This window comes from Streptomyces sp. CC208A, assembly GCF_030010625.1.
Lineage (GTDB): Bacteria > Actinomycetota > Actinomycetes > Streptomycetales > Streptomycetaceae > Streptomyces.
Genome location: NZ_JASCXN010000020.1, coordinates 66770 through 83267, shown reverse-complemented (window position 1 = coordinate 83267; position 16498 = coordinate 66770). Strand labels below are relative to the sequence as shown.

General features: G+C 74.5%; 16 protein-coding genes. 7 read left to right on the top strand and 9 right to left on the bottom strand.

Going from position 1 to position 16498, the window contains the following annotated elements; translation table 11 throughout:
- Positions 1-34 precede the first annotated feature (34 nt).
- Complete coding sequence (locus QK442_RS21770; RefSeq protein ID WP_282695688.1) at positions 35-700, top strand: DsbA family protein; 666 nt, start codon at positions 35-37, stop codon at positions 698-700.
- 7 nt (positions 701-707) lie between these two features.
- Here the strand turns inward: QK442_RS21770 and QK442_RS21765 are convergent, their stop codons facing one another.
- From QK442_RS21765 to QK442_RS21755, 3 genes are all read right to left on the bottom strand, one after another.
- Complete coding sequence (locus QK442_RS21765; RefSeq protein ID WP_282695687.1) at positions 708-1493, bottom strand: SDR family oxidoreductase; 786 nt, start codon at positions 1491-1493, stop codon at positions 708-710.
- A gap of 70 nt (positions 1494-1563) precedes the next feature.
- Positions 1564-1803 carry a DUF397 domain-containing protein gene (locus tag QK442_RS21760; RefSeq protein ID WP_282695686.1) on the bottom strand — a complete coding sequence of 80 codons (240 nt, stop codon included), beginning with the start codon at positions 1801-1803 and terminating at the stop codon, positions 1564-1566.
- Positions 1800-2633: a helix-turn-helix transcriptional regulator gene (locus tag QK442_RS21755; protein ID WP_282695685.1), complete on the bottom strand. Its 834-nt coding sequence runs from the start codon at positions 2631-2633 to the stop codon at positions 1800-1802. The genes QK442_RS21760 and QK442_RS21755 overlap by 4 nt, the downstream gene beginning before the upstream one ends.
- Before the next feature lie 149 nt (positions 2634-2782).
- Here QK442_RS21755 and QK442_RS21750 point away from each other — a divergent pair, with 149 nt between their 5' ends.
- Entirely contained in the window at positions 2783-3241 is a 459-nt protein-coding gene (locus QK442_RS21750; RefSeq protein WP_282695684.1) for an ATP-binding protein, read from the top strand.
- Between the two features lie 72 nt (positions 3242-3313).
- On the opposite strand, the gene fusA is transcribed toward QK442_RS21750, so the two are convergent.
- Together fusA and QK442_RS21740 are read right to left on the bottom strand one after the other, a co-directional pair.
- Entirely contained in the window at positions 3314-5323 is a 2010-nt protein-coding gene (fusA, locus tag QK442_RS21745; protein WP_282695683.1) for an elongation factor G, read from the bottom strand.
- A 273-nt stretch (positions 5324-5596) separates the two neighbouring features.
- Complete coding sequence (locus QK442_RS21740; RefSeq protein ID WP_282695682.1) at positions 5597-6013, bottom strand: VOC family protein; 417 nt, start codon at positions 6011-6013, stop codon at positions 5597-5599.
- Between the two features lie 178 nt (positions 6014-6191).
- On the opposite strand from QK442_RS21740, the gene QK442_RS21735 reads away from it, so the two are divergent.
- From QK442_RS21735 to QK442_RS21725, 3 genes are all read left to right on the top strand, one after another.
- Complete coding sequence (locus tag QK442_RS21735; protein WP_282695681.1) at positions 6192-7280, top strand: hypothetical protein; 1089 nt, start codon at positions 6192-6194, stop codon at positions 7278-7280.
- A gap of 42 nt (positions 7281-7322) precedes the next feature.
- Positions 7323-7859 (top strand): tetratricopeptide repeat protein, encoded by a 537-nt coding sequence (locus QK442_RS21730; protein WP_282695680.1) that lies wholly within the window; start codon positions 7323-7325, stop codon positions 7857-7859.
- An 85-nt stretch (positions 7860-7944) separates the two neighbouring features.
- A complete protein-coding gene (locus QK442_RS21725) occupies positions 7945-8904 on the top strand; it encodes a hypothetical protein (protein WP_282695679.1) in 960 nt (319 codons plus the stop codon).
- Positions 8905-8937: 33 nt separating this feature from the next.
- Here the strand turns inward: QK442_RS21725 and treZ are convergent, their stop codons facing one another.
- Together treZ and QK442_RS21715 are read right to left on the bottom strand one after the other, a co-directional pair.
- Entirely contained in the window at positions 8938-10689 is a 1752-nt protein-coding gene (gene treZ / locus QK442_RS21720) for a malto-oligosyltrehalose trehalohydrolase (protein ID WP_282695678.1), read from the bottom strand.
- Positions 10690-10745: 56 nt separating this feature from the next.
- The gene (locus QK442_RS21715) at positions 10746-11714 is read right to left on the bottom strand and encodes a GNAT family N-acetyltransferase (protein ID WP_282695677.1); all 969 of its coding nucleotides are present in this window, start codon (positions 11712-11714) and stop codon (positions 10746-10748) included.
- Between the two features lie 223 nt (positions 11715-11937).
- On the opposite strand from QK442_RS21715, the gene QK442_RS21710 reads away from it, so the two are divergent.
- Positions 11938-12486: a DUF1707 and FHA domain-containing protein gene (locus QK442_RS21710; protein WP_282695676.1), complete on the top strand. Its 549-nt coding sequence runs from the start codon at positions 11938-11940 to the stop codon at positions 12484-12486.
- Positions 12487-12791: 305 nt separating this feature from the next.
- A complete protein-coding gene (locus QK442_RS21705) occupies positions 12792-13796 on the top strand; it encodes a cytochrome P450 (protein WP_282695675.1) in 1005 nt (334 codons plus the stop codon).
- 12 nt (positions 13797-13808) lie between these two features.
- Here QK442_RS21705 and QK442_RS21700 read toward each other — a convergent pair whose 3' ends face one another.
- Positions 13809-14027, bottom strand: coding sequence for a hypothetical protein (locus QK442_RS21700; RefSeq protein ID WP_282695674.1), 219 nt, complete (start codon positions 14025-14027; stop codon positions 13809-13811).
- A 42-nt stretch (positions 14028-14069) separates the two neighbouring features.
- On the bottom strand, positions 14070-16448 hold the full coding sequence (gene treY, locus QK442_RS21695) for a malto-oligosyltrehalose synthase (RefSeq protein WP_282695673.1): 2379 nt from the start codon (positions 16446-16448) through the stop codon (positions 14070-14072).
- Positions 16449-16498: the final 50 nt, after the last annotated feature.

Below are 16498 nucleotides of genomic sequence, written 5' to 3'. Positions count from 1 at the left end.
TGATCCGGGGCCGTTCACCCGGCAGACTGTTCCCATGACCATTGACCAGACCCCGCGCCTCCTCGACTCCGTCCCCGCCCCCGCGTCCGACTCCACCCGCACCCGGGTGGACTTCTGGTTCGACGCCGCCTGCCCGTTCGCCTGGATCACCTCCCGCTGGATCCTGGAGGTGGAGCCGCTCCGGGGCCTCGACGTCCGGTTCCACGCGATGAGCCTGTACCTGCACAACGAGGGCAACGACCTGCCCGACGGCTACCGGAAGCTGGTCGACAGGACGCTCGGCCCGGCGCGGGTCGCCGCGGCCGTCGGCGAGCAGCACGGCGAGGAGGTCCTGCGCGACCTCTACACCGCGTACGGCACCCGCATCCACCAGCAGAAGGACGAGGACTTCGACCGGGTGATCGCCGAGTCGCTGGCGGAGCTGAAGCTGCCCGCCGAGCTGGCCGGGGCCGCGCACACCGACGCGTACGACGAGGCCCTCCAGCGCAGCCACGACGCCGGCAAGGACCCGGCCTCGGGCGCCTACGTCGGCACGCCCACCCTCCACCTCGACGGCACCCCGTTCTTCGGCCCCGTGCTCAACGCGATCCCGCGCGGCGAGGAGGCCGCGGAGCTCTTCGACGCGGTCCGCGTCCTGGCCCGCCACCCCCACTTCTTCGAGCTGAAGCGCGAGCGCACCGGAGGCCTCGACTTCTCCTGAGGCCTCCTCAGTGGACGGAGAACCCGCCGTCCACGAAGAGCGACTGGCCCGTGACGTACGCGGACGCCGCGCTCGCCAGAAAGACGGCGGCACCCGCGAAGTCCTCCGCGAGGCCGTTGCGGCCCACCATCGTGCGGGCGGCGAGCGCGGCGACCCGCGCCGGGTCGGAGGAGAGGCGTGCGTTGAGCGGGGTCATCACGAAGCCGGGTACCAGGGTGTTGGCGGTGACGCCGTACGAGGACCACGCCTCGGCCTGCGAGCGGGCGAGCGACTCCAGGGCGCCCTTCGACACCCCGTACGCCCCGCTCTGCACGAACGCGCGGTGCGCCTGCTGAGAGGTCACGTGGATGATCCGGCCGAAGCCGCGCTCGGCCATCCCCGGCCCGAACCGCTGCCCGAGGAGGAACGGCGCCTCCAGGTTCACGGCCATCGTCGTGTCCCAGACCTCCTCGCCCAGCTCGCCGAGCGGCGGACGCAGGTTGATCCCGGCGGAGTTGACCAGAACGTCCGGCTCCCCGAACACCTCGGCCGCCGCCTCCGCGCCCGCCCTGATCCCGTCCCGCGTGCTCAGGTCGGCGCTCACCCAGGCCGCCCGGCACCCGTCGCCCGTCAGCTCGTCGACGGTCGCGGCGAGCTCCGCCTCCTTGCGCGCCAGGACCACCACGCCCGCCCCCGCGCGGGCAAGGGCTCTCGCGATCGCCTTCCCGATGCCGGAACTACCGCCCGTGACGAGGGCGGTGCGGCCTTCGAGGGAGAAGAGGCCGGAGAGGTATCCGGCGGGGGTGGTGGTCATGGGTGTGTCTCCTCTTGTCATACGGAACCGGCCCGTCCACGCGCGGTGGAGGGCCGGTGCGCGCGCCGCCTCAGCCGAGCTGGGCGACGAACTCCGTCCAGGCGGCCGGCGCCACCGCGAACTGCGGGCCGTCCGGGACCTTGGAGTCACGGACGTGGACGGTGGTGGGGCAGGTGGCGACCTCGACGCAGTTGTCGCCGTCGCCGCTGCTGTAGCTGGACTTGTGCCAGGAAAGGGCGACTTCTACGCAGTTGCCGCCATCGCCGGTGCTGTAGCTGCTCTTGAACCAGGCCAGTTCAGTGGTGCTCATAGGGCTCCTCGGATCTCCCGCAACAGGCTCACGGTCGCCTCTACGGACAGAGCCTGTGCCCGCATCCTGACATATCGCTGCTGGAGGATGCTGACCTCTTTGGGGTCGGAGATGAGCTGGCCAGTGCCCTGGCCCTCGCTGTACGCGTACCACTCGTTCTCCTCGGTCTCCAGGAGGCACAAAGGGCCGTCGAGGCCCGCGTGGTGCCCGCGAGACTGCGGCATGATCTGGATGTCGATGTTGCGTCGCTCGCAGAGATCGAGGATGTGGTCGATCTGCTCGCGCATGACCTCAGGGCTGGCCACCTGGCGACGCAGTGCGTGTTCCTCGATGATGAAGCTGAAGATCGTCTCCGGGCGCTCCGTGAGGATGCTCGTCCGCGCCATGCGGGCGATCAGGCTCGTCTCGATCTTGTCATCGCTCATCGCCGGAAGCTGCTTCTCGAAGAGCGTGCGGGCGTATGCGGTTGTCTGGAGCAGGCCCGGCGCGAGCCGAGGCTCGTAGGTGTACAGCGTCACCGCCAGCGGCTCCAGCTCAGCCCACGCCTCGAACCACTTCGCCAGCCCCGCCTTGCGCGTCAGGTGCTTGGCCGCCACCCGGATCACCCCAAACGCGTCCAGCACCTCCTCCGCCCGCTCCACGAACTCCTTCGATGGCAGGCGCCTTCCCTGCTCGATCGAGGCGACCATGGGGACCGAGTAGCCCACCAGCGGCGCGAACTGCTCCTGCGTCAGGCCCGCCCGCTTGCGGAAGACCTTGACCACTTCCCCGAAAGCCCTCAGGCTCTCCGACGTCTCCGGTTCGCTCCCCTTCGGAACCTCGTCCGTCACCCCGCCACCTCCTGCACCCGTGTGCTCGCGCTGAACGCATCCAGGTTCACGGATAGTCACCGGTACGGTCCAGAGGGTGAACCCGTACGCTGCGCAGCGTACGGGTTCCCGAGCTGGCAACTCCCTCTCTTCCTCGCCACATTGGCCCCATGGCCACCCCACTCGCCCGCAAAGGGCCCGTCACCGTACGTATGTTCGCGCAGCGGTTCAGCTCCACCCCGCGCGGCGCCCGCCTCGCCCGGCGGCTCGCTCTCCTCCAACTGCACCAGTGGGGCGTGCCGTACGGCTCCGGGCTCTCCGACTCCGCCGGTCTCGTCGTCGCCGAGCTCGCGGCCAACGCGGTCACGCACGGGAGGGTGCCGGGGCGCGGCTGCGAGCTCGCGCTCCTGTACTCGCCCGGGCTGCTGCTGCGGATCGACGTCTCCGACACCCGGGGCGAGCGCCGGCCGGAGCCCGGGGAGCCGGGGCCGCTCGACGAGGGCGGGCGGGGGCTGCTCCTCGTCGACGCGCTGGTCTCGCGGTGGGAGGTGCTCGACCGCGTACCGGTCGGGAAGACGGTACGGGCCGAGCTGGACCTCAGGCCGGCCCCGGTGGTCACCGGGCCTTGAAGACGTACTTCTCCACCTCGCCGTGCTCCGGGTTCCGGAACGTCACCAAGGGCTCGGTGGGCGGGCGGTACCTCAGCCCTTCAGGGGCTCGTACCCGGCCGGGCGGGTGGCGAAGGTGCCCCGGCCCTGGGTGCGGCCCCGCAACCGGGTCGCGTAGCCGAAGAGTTCGGCCAGCGGCACCGTCGCCGTCACCATCGACGTACCGCCCCGGACCCGCGAGTCCGCGACCCGGCCCCGGCGGGCCGCGAGGTCGCCCAGGACCGCGCCCACGGAGTCGGAGGGCACGGTCACCGTCACCTCGGCCACCGGTTCCAGCAGCGCCACCACGCTCGCCCGGAGCGCCTCGCGGAGCGCGAAGCGGCCCGCCGCACGGAACGCGAGCTCCGAGGAGTCCTTCGGGTGCGTCGCCCCGTCCGTGAGCGTGACCCGGACGCCCGTCACCGGGTGCCCGCCCAGGGGGCCCTCGACGAGCGCGTCCCGGCAGCCGGCCTCGACCGCCCGGACGTACTCCGCCGGGACCCGCCCGCCCGTCACCGTCGACGAGAACGCGAACTCCCCGCCGCCGTCGAGCGGTTCCACGTCGAGGACGACATGGGCGAACTGGCCCGCCCCGCCGTCCTGCTTGACATGACGGTACGTCAGCCCCGTCACGCCCTTCACCACCGTCTCGCGGTACGCGACCTGCGGGCGGCCGACCGCGACCTCCAGGCCCCGGTCGCGGCGCAGCCGCTCCACCGCGACCTCCAGGTGGAGTTCACCCATCCCGGACAGGAGCGTCTGACCCGTCTCCGGGTCCGACCGCACCACCAGCGACGGGTCCTCCTCCGCGAGCCGGGCCAGCGCCGTCGCGAGCCGGTCGGTGTCCGTGCTCCGGCGGGCCTCCACGGCCACCGAGACCACCGGCGCGGCGGTCACCGGTGGTTCGAGGACCACCGGCGCGCCCGGGGCGCACAGGGTGGCCCCGGCGCGGACGGTCTTCGGCCCGACCACGGCGACGATGTCCCCGGCGAGGCCGACGGGCAGCTCGGCCGTCCGGTCGGCCTGCACGCGCAGGACACGGGAGATCCGCTCCGTCCGGCCGGTGGCGGTGTCGAGCACGGTGGCGCCCTTTCCCAGACTGCCCGAGTAGACACGGAGGTACGTCATCCGCCCGGTGGCCCCCGCGCTCACCTTGAACGCGAGCGCCACGAGCGGCCCGTACGGATCGGCCGCCCGCTCGCCCCCGCCGACCGGAGGCCGGTCGGCGGGGGCGGGAAGATAGGCGACGACCGCGTCCAGGAGCGGTTCCACCCCCCGGTTCCGGTACGCCGAACCGCACAGCACCACCACGGCCGCGCCCTCCAGCGTGAGGTCCCGCAGGGCCCGGACGAGCGTCCCGTCGCCGAGCGCGTCCGTCGCGCAGAACTCCTCCAGGGCGGGCGGATGCAGCTCCGCCACCGCTTCCTCCAGGGCCCGCCTGCGGCGCAGGGCCTCGGCCCTGAGCGCCCCGGTGACCTCCCGCTCCTCGGGCTCGCCGGCGCCGTCGGCCCACACGTACGCCCGCATCCCGACCAGGTCCACGACGCCCCGGAAGCCGCCCTCCCGACCGATGGGCAGCTGGACGGGGAGCGGGACGGCGCCGAGGCGGTCCCGGATCGAGACGACGGCCGCGTCGAGGTCGGCGCCCGCCCGGTCCATCTTGTTGACGAAGGCGATCCGGGGCACGCCGTACCGGTCGGCCTGCCGCCACACCGTCTCGCTCTGCGGCTCGACGCCCGCGACCGCGTCGAAGACGGCCACGGCCCCGTCGAGGACGCGCAGCGCGCGCTCCACCTCGTCGGAGAAGTCGACGTGACCGGGCGTGTCGATGAGGGTGATCCGGTGGTCCGCCCAGGAGCAGCTGACGGCGGCGGAGGAGATGGTGATGCCCCGCTCCCGCTCCTGCGGGTCGAAGTCGGTGACGGTGGTGCCGTCGTGGACCTCGCCCCGCTTGTGGACGGCGCCGGTCAGGAACAGGATCCGCTCGGTGACGGTGGTCTTGCCCGCGTCGACGTGGGCCAGGATGCCGAGGTTGCGGACGCGGGTGGTGGGGATGACGCGCACGGTGTCGTGCCTTTCGCTGCTGCGTACGGACAGGGCAGCGCGATTCCCGGACGCGGCAGGGCGTCAGCGGGCCTGCGGTGACGGGCGCGCAGCCGTCACCGGCAGGAGGGAGAGGCGAGGATCACGTCGTACCGGACACGGGGGAGGGCCACGCGGCGCATGGTCGACTCCCCTCGGACGGACACACGGATACGGAAACGGCACCGCACACCGGATGGGCGGTGCGCGGTGCCGCGAGTCTAGGAAGCGGGGACGGCGGGACGACAGCGAATTTCAGGCGGTGGCGTCCGCCGGCTGGAGGAGGTCCCAGCGGTTGCCGTACAGGTCCTCGAAGACGGCGACGGAGCCGTACGGCTCGTGGCGCGGCTCCTCCAGGAACTTCACCCCGGCCTCCGTCATCCGCGTGTGGTCGCGGGCGAAGTCGTCGGTGTGGAGGAAGAAGCCGACCCGGCCGCCCGTCTGGTTCCCGACGGCGGCTTCCTCCTCCTCGTTCTTGGCGCGGGCGAGGAGCAGCCCCGCGTTTCCGAGGCCGCCGACGCCGCCGGCGCCGCGCGGCCGGACGACGACCCAGCGGGTGCCGTCGCCCCGGTCGGTGTCCTCGACGAGGTCGAAGCCGAGGGCGTCGGTGTAGAAGGCGAGGGCCTCGTCGTAATCACGGACGACGAGAGTGACGAGTGCGATGGACGGCATTACCCCAACGTAATACCCGGAACGGGTAGGAACCCACCCGCGCGGACCCCCGTCGGAGCCGGGGCGACCCTCGATGCGAGGAGGGTCGGGACGAGGGTCGGGGGAGGGGTCGGTAGGGGGGTGGCCTGCCACGCGATCATGGGGTTCCGTCACCATGGACGCGACGACAGGGGGAACGGTGAACGAGGTCCTTTACGGCGAGCGGTCGTGGAATCCGCTGGCCCGGACGGTGGAGCTGGGCGCGGACGGGCTGCGGCGGGGCGGCGGCCTCACGCCGCCGGCCGAGCTGAACCTGGGCGCCATGGCGGAGGCGTACCTGCGGGGACGGTGGCTGGGCGGCGGCGGTGCGGAACGGCCGCTTGAGCGTCTGGAGGAAGGGCCCGGCGTCATCCCGGTCACCCGCGTCACCGGCACCAGCACGCCGGTCAAGGTGCGCAGGGCCGCCGACTTCGCCCGGGCGCTCGGCGACCTCGCGGTACGGCTGAGCGGCGGCCCGGAGCGGGTCGCCGCGCTGGGGGAGCGGGCCCGCGCCGAGGGCGTTCCCCTGTGGATGGCCCGGCGCACCGCGCCGGGACCGGTTGGGGACGTCACCGTCGCCGTGGACCGGCGCCTCGTGCGGGTGGACGTCTGGGGCCCGTACGCCCCCGTCGTACGGCTCCGGGCACCGTACGGGTTCCAGCACGACGAGCCCGACCCGTCCAGGGGCCTGGTGCTCACCGTCGGCGACGTCCCGGCCGTGCTCCGCCTGACGCGGAAGAAGCTGCGGAAGTCGAAGAGCGCGGTGGAGGCGGAGCTGCCCGGGCAGCGCTGGGAGCTGCGCCGGGAGAGCGCGACCAGCTCGTGGCTGCTCCGCGACGACCGGCGGGTCGCCCTCCTCGCGCGGCCGCCGCGCCGCCGCCGGGGTGCTGCGGCGGACGGGATCCTGCGGCCGCTCGGCCCGGTGGGCCACGAGACCACGGACCCGCTGGACGCGGTCATGGCGCACGCCTTCGCCGCCTCCTTCGGCCTCGGCGACACGACCGGGCTCGCCCGCTTCCGGTCCCAGCGGCGCCCGGGGGAGGAGTACGAGCCCGTGGCGCTTGACATCGACTGGGACCGTCCCTGGTTCAGCAACCTCGGCACCAGCGGCGACGACAACGAACCCGGCGGCGGGGACGGCTGGGGCCCGGACGGCGGCGACGCCGGGGACTCCGGCGGAAGCGGCGGCGACGGAGGGGGCGGAGACGGCGGTGGAGGCGGCGACGGCGGCGGGGGCGGAGGCGACTGAGGGTGCGCCGGACGCGCCGGGCGCTCCGGTTAGGGTGACGCCATGACTGACACGGGCCTCGGGGACGACGGGTGGGAGGGGCGGGTCGCCGCCCTCTGGGAGAAGATCGACGCGTACGGGCCGGAGGACTTCCGGACCCGGATCGCGGAGCTCGCCGCCGAACGGCCGGAGGACGACGCCGCCGCGCTCTTCGAACGGGGCGCCGCGCACGACTCCACCGGGCTGCCGGTCGAGGCCGTCAGGTACTACGAGCGCGCGCTCGCCCGGGGGCTGAGCGGACTGCGGCGCCGGCGGGCCGTCATCCAGCTCGCCAGCAGCCTGCGGAACCTCGGCCGCCCCGACCGGAGCGTGGAACTGCTCACCGCCGAGCGCGACCTGCCCGCCGACCGCCTCGACGCCGGGGAACGGGCGCTCGCCCCGGCCGTCGACGCCTTCCTCGCCCTCGCGCTCGTCGACACCGGCCGCGACCGGGAGGCCGCCGCGCTCGCGCTCGGCGCCCTCGCCCCGCTGCTGCCCCGCTACAACCGCTCCCTGGCGCACTACGCCCGCGCCCTCCTCACCGCCCCCGACGGCTCCTGACCCCGCGCCGACTTCTCCGGGCGGCCGGTGGAGGCCCCGGGCCAGTCGCTACGCTGAACACAACGGCGACGGAAGGCGGGCTGACGTGGGGTGGCTGCGCAGGGGATCCAGACGGGACGGCGAGGACGTGCCGCGCGACCCGGAGTTCGCGTACTTCTCCGAGCGCGAGGCCGCGCTCTTCCGCGCCACCGTCCGCGAGGCGTTCGCCGAACTCGGCCTGGAGGTCACCGTCTACGCCGCCTCCGTCCAGGACGACAGCCGGCGCCGCTTCGGCCTCGGCAACCTCGCCGCCGTCTGCCACCGCGACCGGCGCGGCCCCCGCGCCTGGCCCGAGCTGATCCGCCGTCACGTCACCCTGGTGGTCCGCACCCTCGACGGCCCCTCGGCCCTCGACACACTGCCGCCCGAGCAGATCCGCGCCCAGCTCTACCCCCGGGTCGTCAACGGCGAGGGCATCGACCCCGGCTCCTTCGGCTACGCCCGGACCCTCGCGCCCGGCCTGTACGAGGTGTTGGCGCTCGACCTGCCGGAGAGCGTCATGATGCTCACCGACGAGGCCCTCGACCGGCTCGGCGACCACGCGCAACTGCGCGCCCGCGCCCTGAAGAACCTGCGCGGCCTGCCCGTGGAGGAGCACGAGACCGTCCGGGACGCCGACGGCATGTCCTTCGAGGTCGTCGTCGGCGACTCCTTCTACACGGCGAGCCGCGTCCTCGACCTGGACGCCCTCGCCCAGCGGGTCACCGGCCTGCCGCTCGGCGAGCACGGCGCCCTCGTCGCGCTCCCGTTCCGCCACCAGATCGCCTTCCACCCCATCCGGGACACCTCGATCATCCCCGCCCTCGGCGCGATGGCCTCCTTCGCCGCCGCCGAGTACGAGGACACCCCGGGCGCCATCAGCCCGTACGTCTTCTGGTGGCGCTCCGGCACCCTCACCCAGCTCAGCGAGCACGACGAGGAACGCGGCCATCTCCGCATCGTCGTCGGCGACGACTTCCAGGACCTCCTGGAGCACCTGATCGCCCAGGGTCCGGGACCCCGCTGAGAAGCCCTGACCGCGCGGGCCGAGCGGCGGGGCTCACCCGTCGGACAGCACCACCGCCGACTCGCCGCCGAGGCGCAGCAGCCCGTCCCGGCCGGGCGCCTCGGCCGGCTCCCAGGCGGCGAGCACCCGGTCCCGGCCGTTGGAGCCCAGGGGGATCGTGGCGGGCTCCGGGGCCAGGTTGACCGCCACGCGCACGTCGCCGCGCCGGAAGACCAGCCAGCGGGCCTCCTCGTCGAAGGCGACCTTCACGCCGCCCAGGTCCGGGTCGGTCAGGTCGGGCAGGGTGCGGCGCAGGGCGATCAGTTCGCGGTGCCAGGCGAGGAGCCGGCGGTGCGGGTCGCGTTCCCGTTCCGTGCGGTCGAGGACCGAGCGGTCCCGGGTCGCCGGATCCTGCGGGTCGGGCACCTCCTCCTCGGCCCAGCCGTGCGCCGCGAACTCCCGGCGTCTGCCCCGCCGTACGGCCTCCGCGAGCTCCGGGTCGGTGTGGTCGGTGAAGTACTGCCAGGGGGTGCGGGCGCCCCACTCCTCGCCCATGAAGAGCATCGGCACCGACGGTCCTGTGAGGACGAGCGCCGCCGCGCAGGCCAGCAGACCGGGGGAGAGGGAGGCCGAAAGGCGGTCCCCCACGGCCCGGTTGCCGATCTGGTCGTGGGTCTGGGCGTAGCCCAGGAAGCGGTGGGCGGGGGTCCGCTCGCGGTCGACCGGGCGGCCGTGGTGCCGGCCGCGGAAGGACGAGTACGTGCCGTCGTGGAAGAAGACCCGGGTGAGGGTCTTGGCGAGCGCCGCCATCGGGGCCCGCGCGAAGTCCGCGTAGTAGCCCTGCGATTCACCGGTGAGCGCGGTGTGCAGGGCGTGGTGGAAGTCGTCGTTCCACTGGGCGTGCAGGCCGAGGCCGCCGAGCGTGCGCGGCGTCGTGGTGCGCGGGTCGGCGAGGTCGGACTCCGCGATCAGGAAGTGCTGCCGGCCCTGCTCCTTCGCCAACTCGTCGACGGCCGCCGACAGTTCCTCCAGGAAGGTGAGCGCCCGGTCGTCGGCGAGCGCGTGCACCGCGTCGAGCCGCAGCCCGTCGATCCGGTAGTCCCGCAGCCAGGCGAGCGCACTGCCGAGGAAGTACGCCCGCACCTCGTCCGAACCGGGCGCGTCCAGGTTCACCGCCGCGCCCCACGGTGTGTGGTGGGTGTCGGTGAAGTACGGCCCGAAGGCGGGGAGGTAGTTGCCGGACGGGCCCAGGTGGTTGTGGACCACGTCGAGGACCACGCCCATGCCGAGGCCGTGCGCGGCGTCCGTGAACCGCTTCAGCGCCTCCGGCCCGCCGTACGGCTCGTGCACCGCCCACGGTGCCACCCCGTCGTACCCCCAGCCGCGCACCCCCGGAAAGGGGCAGAGCGGCATCAGCTCCACATGGGTGATGCCGAGCCCGGCGAGCTCGCCGAGCCGGGCGGCGGCCGCGTCGAGGCTGCCCTCCGGGGTGAAGGTGCCGATGTGCAGCTCGTAGAGGACCGCGCCGCGCAGCCGCAGCCGGGGCGGCTCGTGGCGCCAGGCGTAGGCCGCGTGGTCGACGACGGCGCTGAGCCCGTCAGGCCCGTCCGGCAGCCCGCGCCCGCGCGGATCGGGGAGGACGGGCCCGTCGTCGAGGCGGAAGCCGTACCGGTCGCCGTCGGCGGCCGGCACGGTCCCGCTCCACCAGCCGTCCCGCAGCGGATCCCGGTCCAGGGGGTGCCCGGTGCCGTTCAGCTCCAGGGTCACCCGGTCGCGGGCGTGCGGCGCCCACACCTCGAAGAGCACGGCGGATCTCCTCGCAGACGTCGGTACGGTCGGCTACGTCGCTCCCATCCTGGCAGTCAGGAACGCGACGCGCCCGGTGCGTCCCACACGTAGTCGATCTGGCGCTGGAAGTTCACGTACCCGGCGCGGGCGAAGGCCGCGGCCATCGGCACGTTCCCCAGGTCGGTGGCGGCCCGCACCCGGGGCACCCCGGCCCCGGCCAGGATCCGGGTGCCCTCGGCGAGGATCTCGTCGATGTACCCGTGGCCCCGGTGGGCGGGGAGCACACCGATGTAGGCGATGATCGGGTTGTAGCTGTTGCGGGCGGGGACCACGAAGCCCACCGGCTCGCCCGTGCCCGGCAGTTCGGCCACCCGCCACCACTCGCGCGGCGAGGCGTAGTGCGGGAACTCCCCGTCGTAGTGCCGCTCGGCCGCCTCCCGGGGGGACAGCCCCTCGGCGAGGTCGGCCTGCCCGTGCGCGTCGAGCGTGCCCTCCATCACCGGCGTCATCAGCGCGAGCAGGTCCTCGCGGTCCCGCACGGGGCGGAAGACCAGCCGGTCCGTCGGCTCCGCGACCGGGGTTCCGGGCCGCCACTCCAGGCGCAGCCGTTCGACCAGCGGCCGGGCACCCGTCTCCGCCAGGAGGGAGAGCAGCAGCTCCACGCGGGCCCGGGTCTCCGGGACCTCGCGCCAGTCGGGCGGCAGGTAGCGGGTGTACTCCGGGGGCACGGTCCCCGCCGGTACGACGGCGGCCATGGCGGTGCGCAGCAGGCGGCGTCCCACCTCGGCGGCCTCCCCGTCCGGGAGCTCCGGGTCGAGGTCGAAGAAGTCGAGGGCGAGCGGCTCGCCCCCGTCCTTCTTGGTCCACCAGGCGATCCTGCCGAGCAGACGGCCGTCGCGGAGGGCCACCCACAGCCACTCGGGGCGGCGGCGGCCGGTGGCGAGGTCGTCGGAGAGTTCGTGGTCGAGCGTGTAGGTGAGGCCCAGGAACAGGTCGAGTTCCTCGGGCCCGGCGAGCGGGCGGACGACGAGGCCGTCGGTCATGCGGTGGTTCCCCCAGGGGTACGGTGGTGCGAGCCCGCAGACCGTAGCAGTGATCTTGTGGGGCGGGCCCGGGGTTTTCGGGCGGGCGGTTTCGGACCGGGGATCTCCGCGTCGGAGATTCCGTGCCGGAGATTCCGTGCCGGGATTCTGTGCCGGAGCCGGTACGTCCCTGGTACGGGAGGGCGCTGGACAGCCCGGGCCGGGCACTTGGACAATCGCCTGTGTGACGACCCCTTACGAGCCCCCGGCGCACTCCCCCCGGCTGACCGACGCCGAGCGGGACCGTGCGCTGGTCCTGCTCCGGGAGGGCGCGGCACAGGGCCGTCTCTCGCACGACACCTTCCTCTTCCGGATGGAGCGGGCCCTCCAGGCCCGCCGCCCCGACGAACTCGACGTGCTCACCGCCGACCTGCGCAGCGAGGGCACCTGGACCCGGCGGGTGGTCGGCGCGGTCGAGCGGATGTCCGCGTTCACCGCCCGCATAGGCCGGGCCTGGCACGCCGAGCGGCTCCCGAAGCTGCTGCTGCCGCAGCCGGGGCCGTACCCCCTGCGGATCGGCCGCGACCCGGTGAACGGGCTGCGGCTCAGCCACGAGACGGCCTCCCGGCTGCACGCCGAACTCTCCCTCCAGGGCGGCCTGTGGGTGCTGCGCGACCTCGGCTCCACCAACGGCACGACCGTCAACGGACGCCGGGTCACCGGCGCGGTCGTGGTGCGGGCCGGTGACGTCGTCGCCTTCGGCGAGATGTCCTTCCGCCTCTCCGTCGACTGACCGCGCCCCCTCGGGCCGCACAGAGCGGCACCTTTTCACCCGTCCGGCGGTATGCGGCGGGCGGTGCGGGGCTGCGGGTGGTGGGCTGAGGAGACGCGCGCCACGATCGCCGGCCGCGGCCAGTCACCGCCGAACGAGCCGAACGACGAGGGGGCGCGATGCGAGACGAGCCGAGCCGCGAGGCGGGGGGCTGGGGGGATCCGGATCGCGAGGTGGGGCACCTGGGCGGATCGAAGCGCGGAGCGGGGCGCCGGGAGGGACCGGCGCCCGGTGCCGGTCGGGGCTCCTGGCGGCGGCTGCCCGCCATGACGTCTGCCGGGCGCGCCGCCGGGGTCGTGCCCGGGCGGGTGCGGGCCGTCGCCGATCCGGCCGCCGGGCCGCCCGTGCCGCCCGGCGGGCGGACCGTCGCGCCCAGCCCGCTGGACGCGGACGCCGCCCTCGACCCGCACCCGGTGCACCGCCGGCTGCGCGAGGAGTTCCCGCTCACCTTCGACCCGCTGCTGCGCGCCTGGGTGCTCAGCCGGTACGCGGACGTCGCCACCGCCCTCACCGACCCCCGCTTCAGCCACGGCCACCGCCCCGGCGACCCGGAGTGCGCCCGCGCCCACGTCGACGTGGACCTCGCCGAGCTGCGGGCCGTCGCCGAGCGCACCGCCCACGTCCTCGCCCGCCGGCTCGCAGGGCGTCCCCGGGCCGACCTGGTCGCCGACTTCTGCCACTGGCTGCCCGCCGGGACCGTCGCGGCCGCCCTCGGCGTGCCGTACCGGGACATGATGCGGCTGGTACGGGGCCGGGCCGCGGCGGCGCTCGCCGGGGAGTGCGGCGGGCAGATCGCCGTACGGGAGAAGGCACTGGCCTCCTTCCTCGGCAACGTCCTCGCCGACCCCGACCGGACCGCCGCCCTGCGCGACGCCCCGAGGGCGCTGGTGGCCCGGGCCTGGACGGAGTCGCTGCGCCGCGACCCGCCGGTGCAGATCGCCGTCCGGCGCACCCGCGAGGACGTACCGGTGAGCGGCGGGATCCTGCCGGGCGGCTCCTCGGTCGCGCTGCTCATCGGCTCGGCCGGGCGGGACCCGGAGCGGTTCCGGGAGCCGGACCGCTTCGACCCGCTCCGCGACGACCCGGGCCAGCTCACCTACGGGCCCGGTTTCTGCCCGGCGGTGATACTGGCCGGCTTCGAGGCGGAGTACGCCGTCCGCGCGCTCTTCGAGGCGATGCCCCGGCTGCGCCCGGCCGACGGCTTCCGCCCGGAGCCGACCGGTCTGATCACCCGGGCGCCGCGCACGCTCATGGTCCTGCCGAACGGCTGACCCGACAGCTCCTCAGCGGCGCCTCTGGTAGACGTCGATCTGCGTCGGCATCGCGTTGTGCATCGCACGGGCGTTGTACGACACCCGGTGGTGGGCCGCTTGACGGCGGGCCTGATCCTTGATGCGCAGGCCCTCGGCGCCCTCGGTCCGGCTCGATCCGCGTCTCATCAGCACCACCGTCACGAGCGCGATGAGGCCCCCCAGAACCCCGAACAACAGTGCCAACTCCATCGTTCCCCCCTTTCGTCGAACGTGGTACTGATCAGTATGCGCTCACTCCGTGATTCTGGCGAGGAGTGCGTACGGCCGGTCGGCGAAGAGCTCCGCCAGCTTGAGCTCGCTCGCGGCACCCCCGGTGAACTCCCGTACGCCGTCCAGGAGATCGGCCCACCGTCCCTCCGGCAGCACCAGCTCCGTGTCCCGCCAGCCGCCCGCCTCCGCGAGCCGCAGCGACAGCCGGGTCACCGCCGTGACCACCTCCCCCGAGCGGGCGAAGGCGAGGCAGTGCGCGGCGGCCGGGCCCTCGGCGGCGAGCGGCAGATAGGTGCTGCCGGGGCCGAAGGCCGCCGGGCGCTCCCGGCGCAGCCGCAGCGCGGCGCGGACGAGCGCGGTCCGCCCGTCGTCGGGGCCGGGCGCGAACGGCGCCCGGTTGTCGGGGTCGACGAGCGCCCGGTACTCCCGCTCGGTGTTCTGGTACAGCTCCGGCACGCCCGGCATCGTCAGCTGCACGAGGGCCGCGCCGTCCGCGTGGGCCCGGATGTGCGGCTCCAGGGCGAACGCGGCCTCGGACGCCGACCGCAGCGGCACCCGGCCGGGCCCCGCCGCCGTGAACTCGGCCACCGCCCGCTCGTACGCCGGGTCCTGCTCGGTCCACGAGCTCCGCAGCCCTTCCTCCCGTACGGCCTTGAGCACGGCGGGCCCGAGCCGCTCCGGGTCCGGCGTGCCGAAGCCGAAGGCGGTCTGCCAGGCCGTCCAGGCCAGGTGCGGGTCCGGCGCCGGGACCGTGGCGACCTCGGTCAGCAGCCCGGCCCACACGCCGGGGCACTGGGCGAGGACCGCGATCGCCGCGCGCACGTCGGCGCTGCGCTTGGTGTCGTGGGTGGTGAGGACGGTGCCGGTGGCCGGCCAGTCGCGGACGAGGCGGGCGCAGGCGGCGTGGAACTCGTCGACGCCGACGGCGGGCCTGCCCGGGTCGCCGCCGACCTCGTTGGCCGAGAGCAGCGGGGTGTACCGGTAGAAGGCGGTGTCCTCGGTGGACTTGGCGCGCAGCGCCGAGGAGGTCTGCGCGAACCGGGCCCGGAACGCCCGGTGTTCGGGAGAGTCGCCGTAGGCACCGAGGACCAGGCCCCGGACGGCGTCCACGGCGGCGGCCTCCTTCTCCACCGCGAACGCGGCCCGCGCGCCCCGGGCGGCCTCGGGGGTGAGGACGTCCTCCGCGCCGGTCCGGTACGGCCGGTAGACCGGCATCCGGACGAGCAGCTCCTCGATCGCCGTCCGCAGGGCCCAGGGCGCGTGGTCCTGGAGCGCGGGATGCGCGGCGCAGAGCCGGACGGCCGCCCGGGTCAGGGCGGCGGTCTCGGCCGCGAGGTCGTGCCGCACCACCTCGTACGCGGCGCGCCGGGCGGTCGCCTCCCACTCCCCGCCCCGGTCCGCGGACCGTCCCACGAACTCCCGGTACACGTCAGCGAGTTCGTCAGCGCCCTCGGGGTCGGTGAGCACACCGTCGACCAGCCGCAGGGCGTCGTAGCCGGTGGTCCCGGCCACCGGCCAGGCGTCGGGGAGGGTCTCGCTCCCGGTGAGGATCTTCTCGACCACGGTCCAGCACCGCCCGCCGGTCGCCTCCGCGAGCCGCTCCAAGTAGCCCTGGGGGTCGGCCAGTCCGTCCGGATGGTCGATGCGCAGCCCCTCGATCACCCCGTCGGCCACCAGTTCCAGGATCTTCGCGTGGGTCCCGGCGAACACCTCCGGGTCCTCCGCCCGCACCCCGATGAGGTCCGAGACGGTGAAGAAGCGGCGGTAGTCGAGCTCGGTGCGGGCCAGTCGCCACCAGCCCAGCCGGTACCACTGGGCGTCCAGGAGCGCGTCGAGCGGCAGCCCCTCGGTGCCCTCGCGGAGCGGGAACTCCTGTCCGTCCAGGCGGAGCACGCCGTCCTCGACCCGTAGCCGGTCGCGTACCTCGGAGAGCCGGGCGGGCAGGACGGGCAGCAGCATCCGGCCGTCCCCGGCCGCCCACTCGATGTCGAACCAGCGGGCGTACGGGGAGTCCGGGCCGTGCCGCAGGACCTCCCGCAGCGCGTGGTTGTGGCGCGGCGAGGCCGCCATGTGGTTCGGCACCAGGTCCACCACCAGGCCCAGACCGTGGGCGCGCGCGGTGGCGGCGAGCGACCGCAGGCCCGCCTCGCCGCCGAGCTCCGCGCGGACGGACCGGGGGTCGGTGACGTCGTAGCCGTGGGTGGAACCGGGCACCGCCTCCAGGACGGGGGAGAGGTGCAGGTGCGAGACGCCGAGCCCGGCGAGGTGCGGCACGGCCCGCTCGGCGGCGGCGAAGGGGAAGGCGGGCTGGAGCTGGAGCCGGTAGGTGGCGGTGGGCACGACGGCGGGCACGGCGGTGGGGGCGGCCGATGAAGGCGGTGAGGTCGGTGAGGACGTCATACGAACGTACGTACCCGGTAGGACGCCGTCCGCGTCATCACGTGATCCAC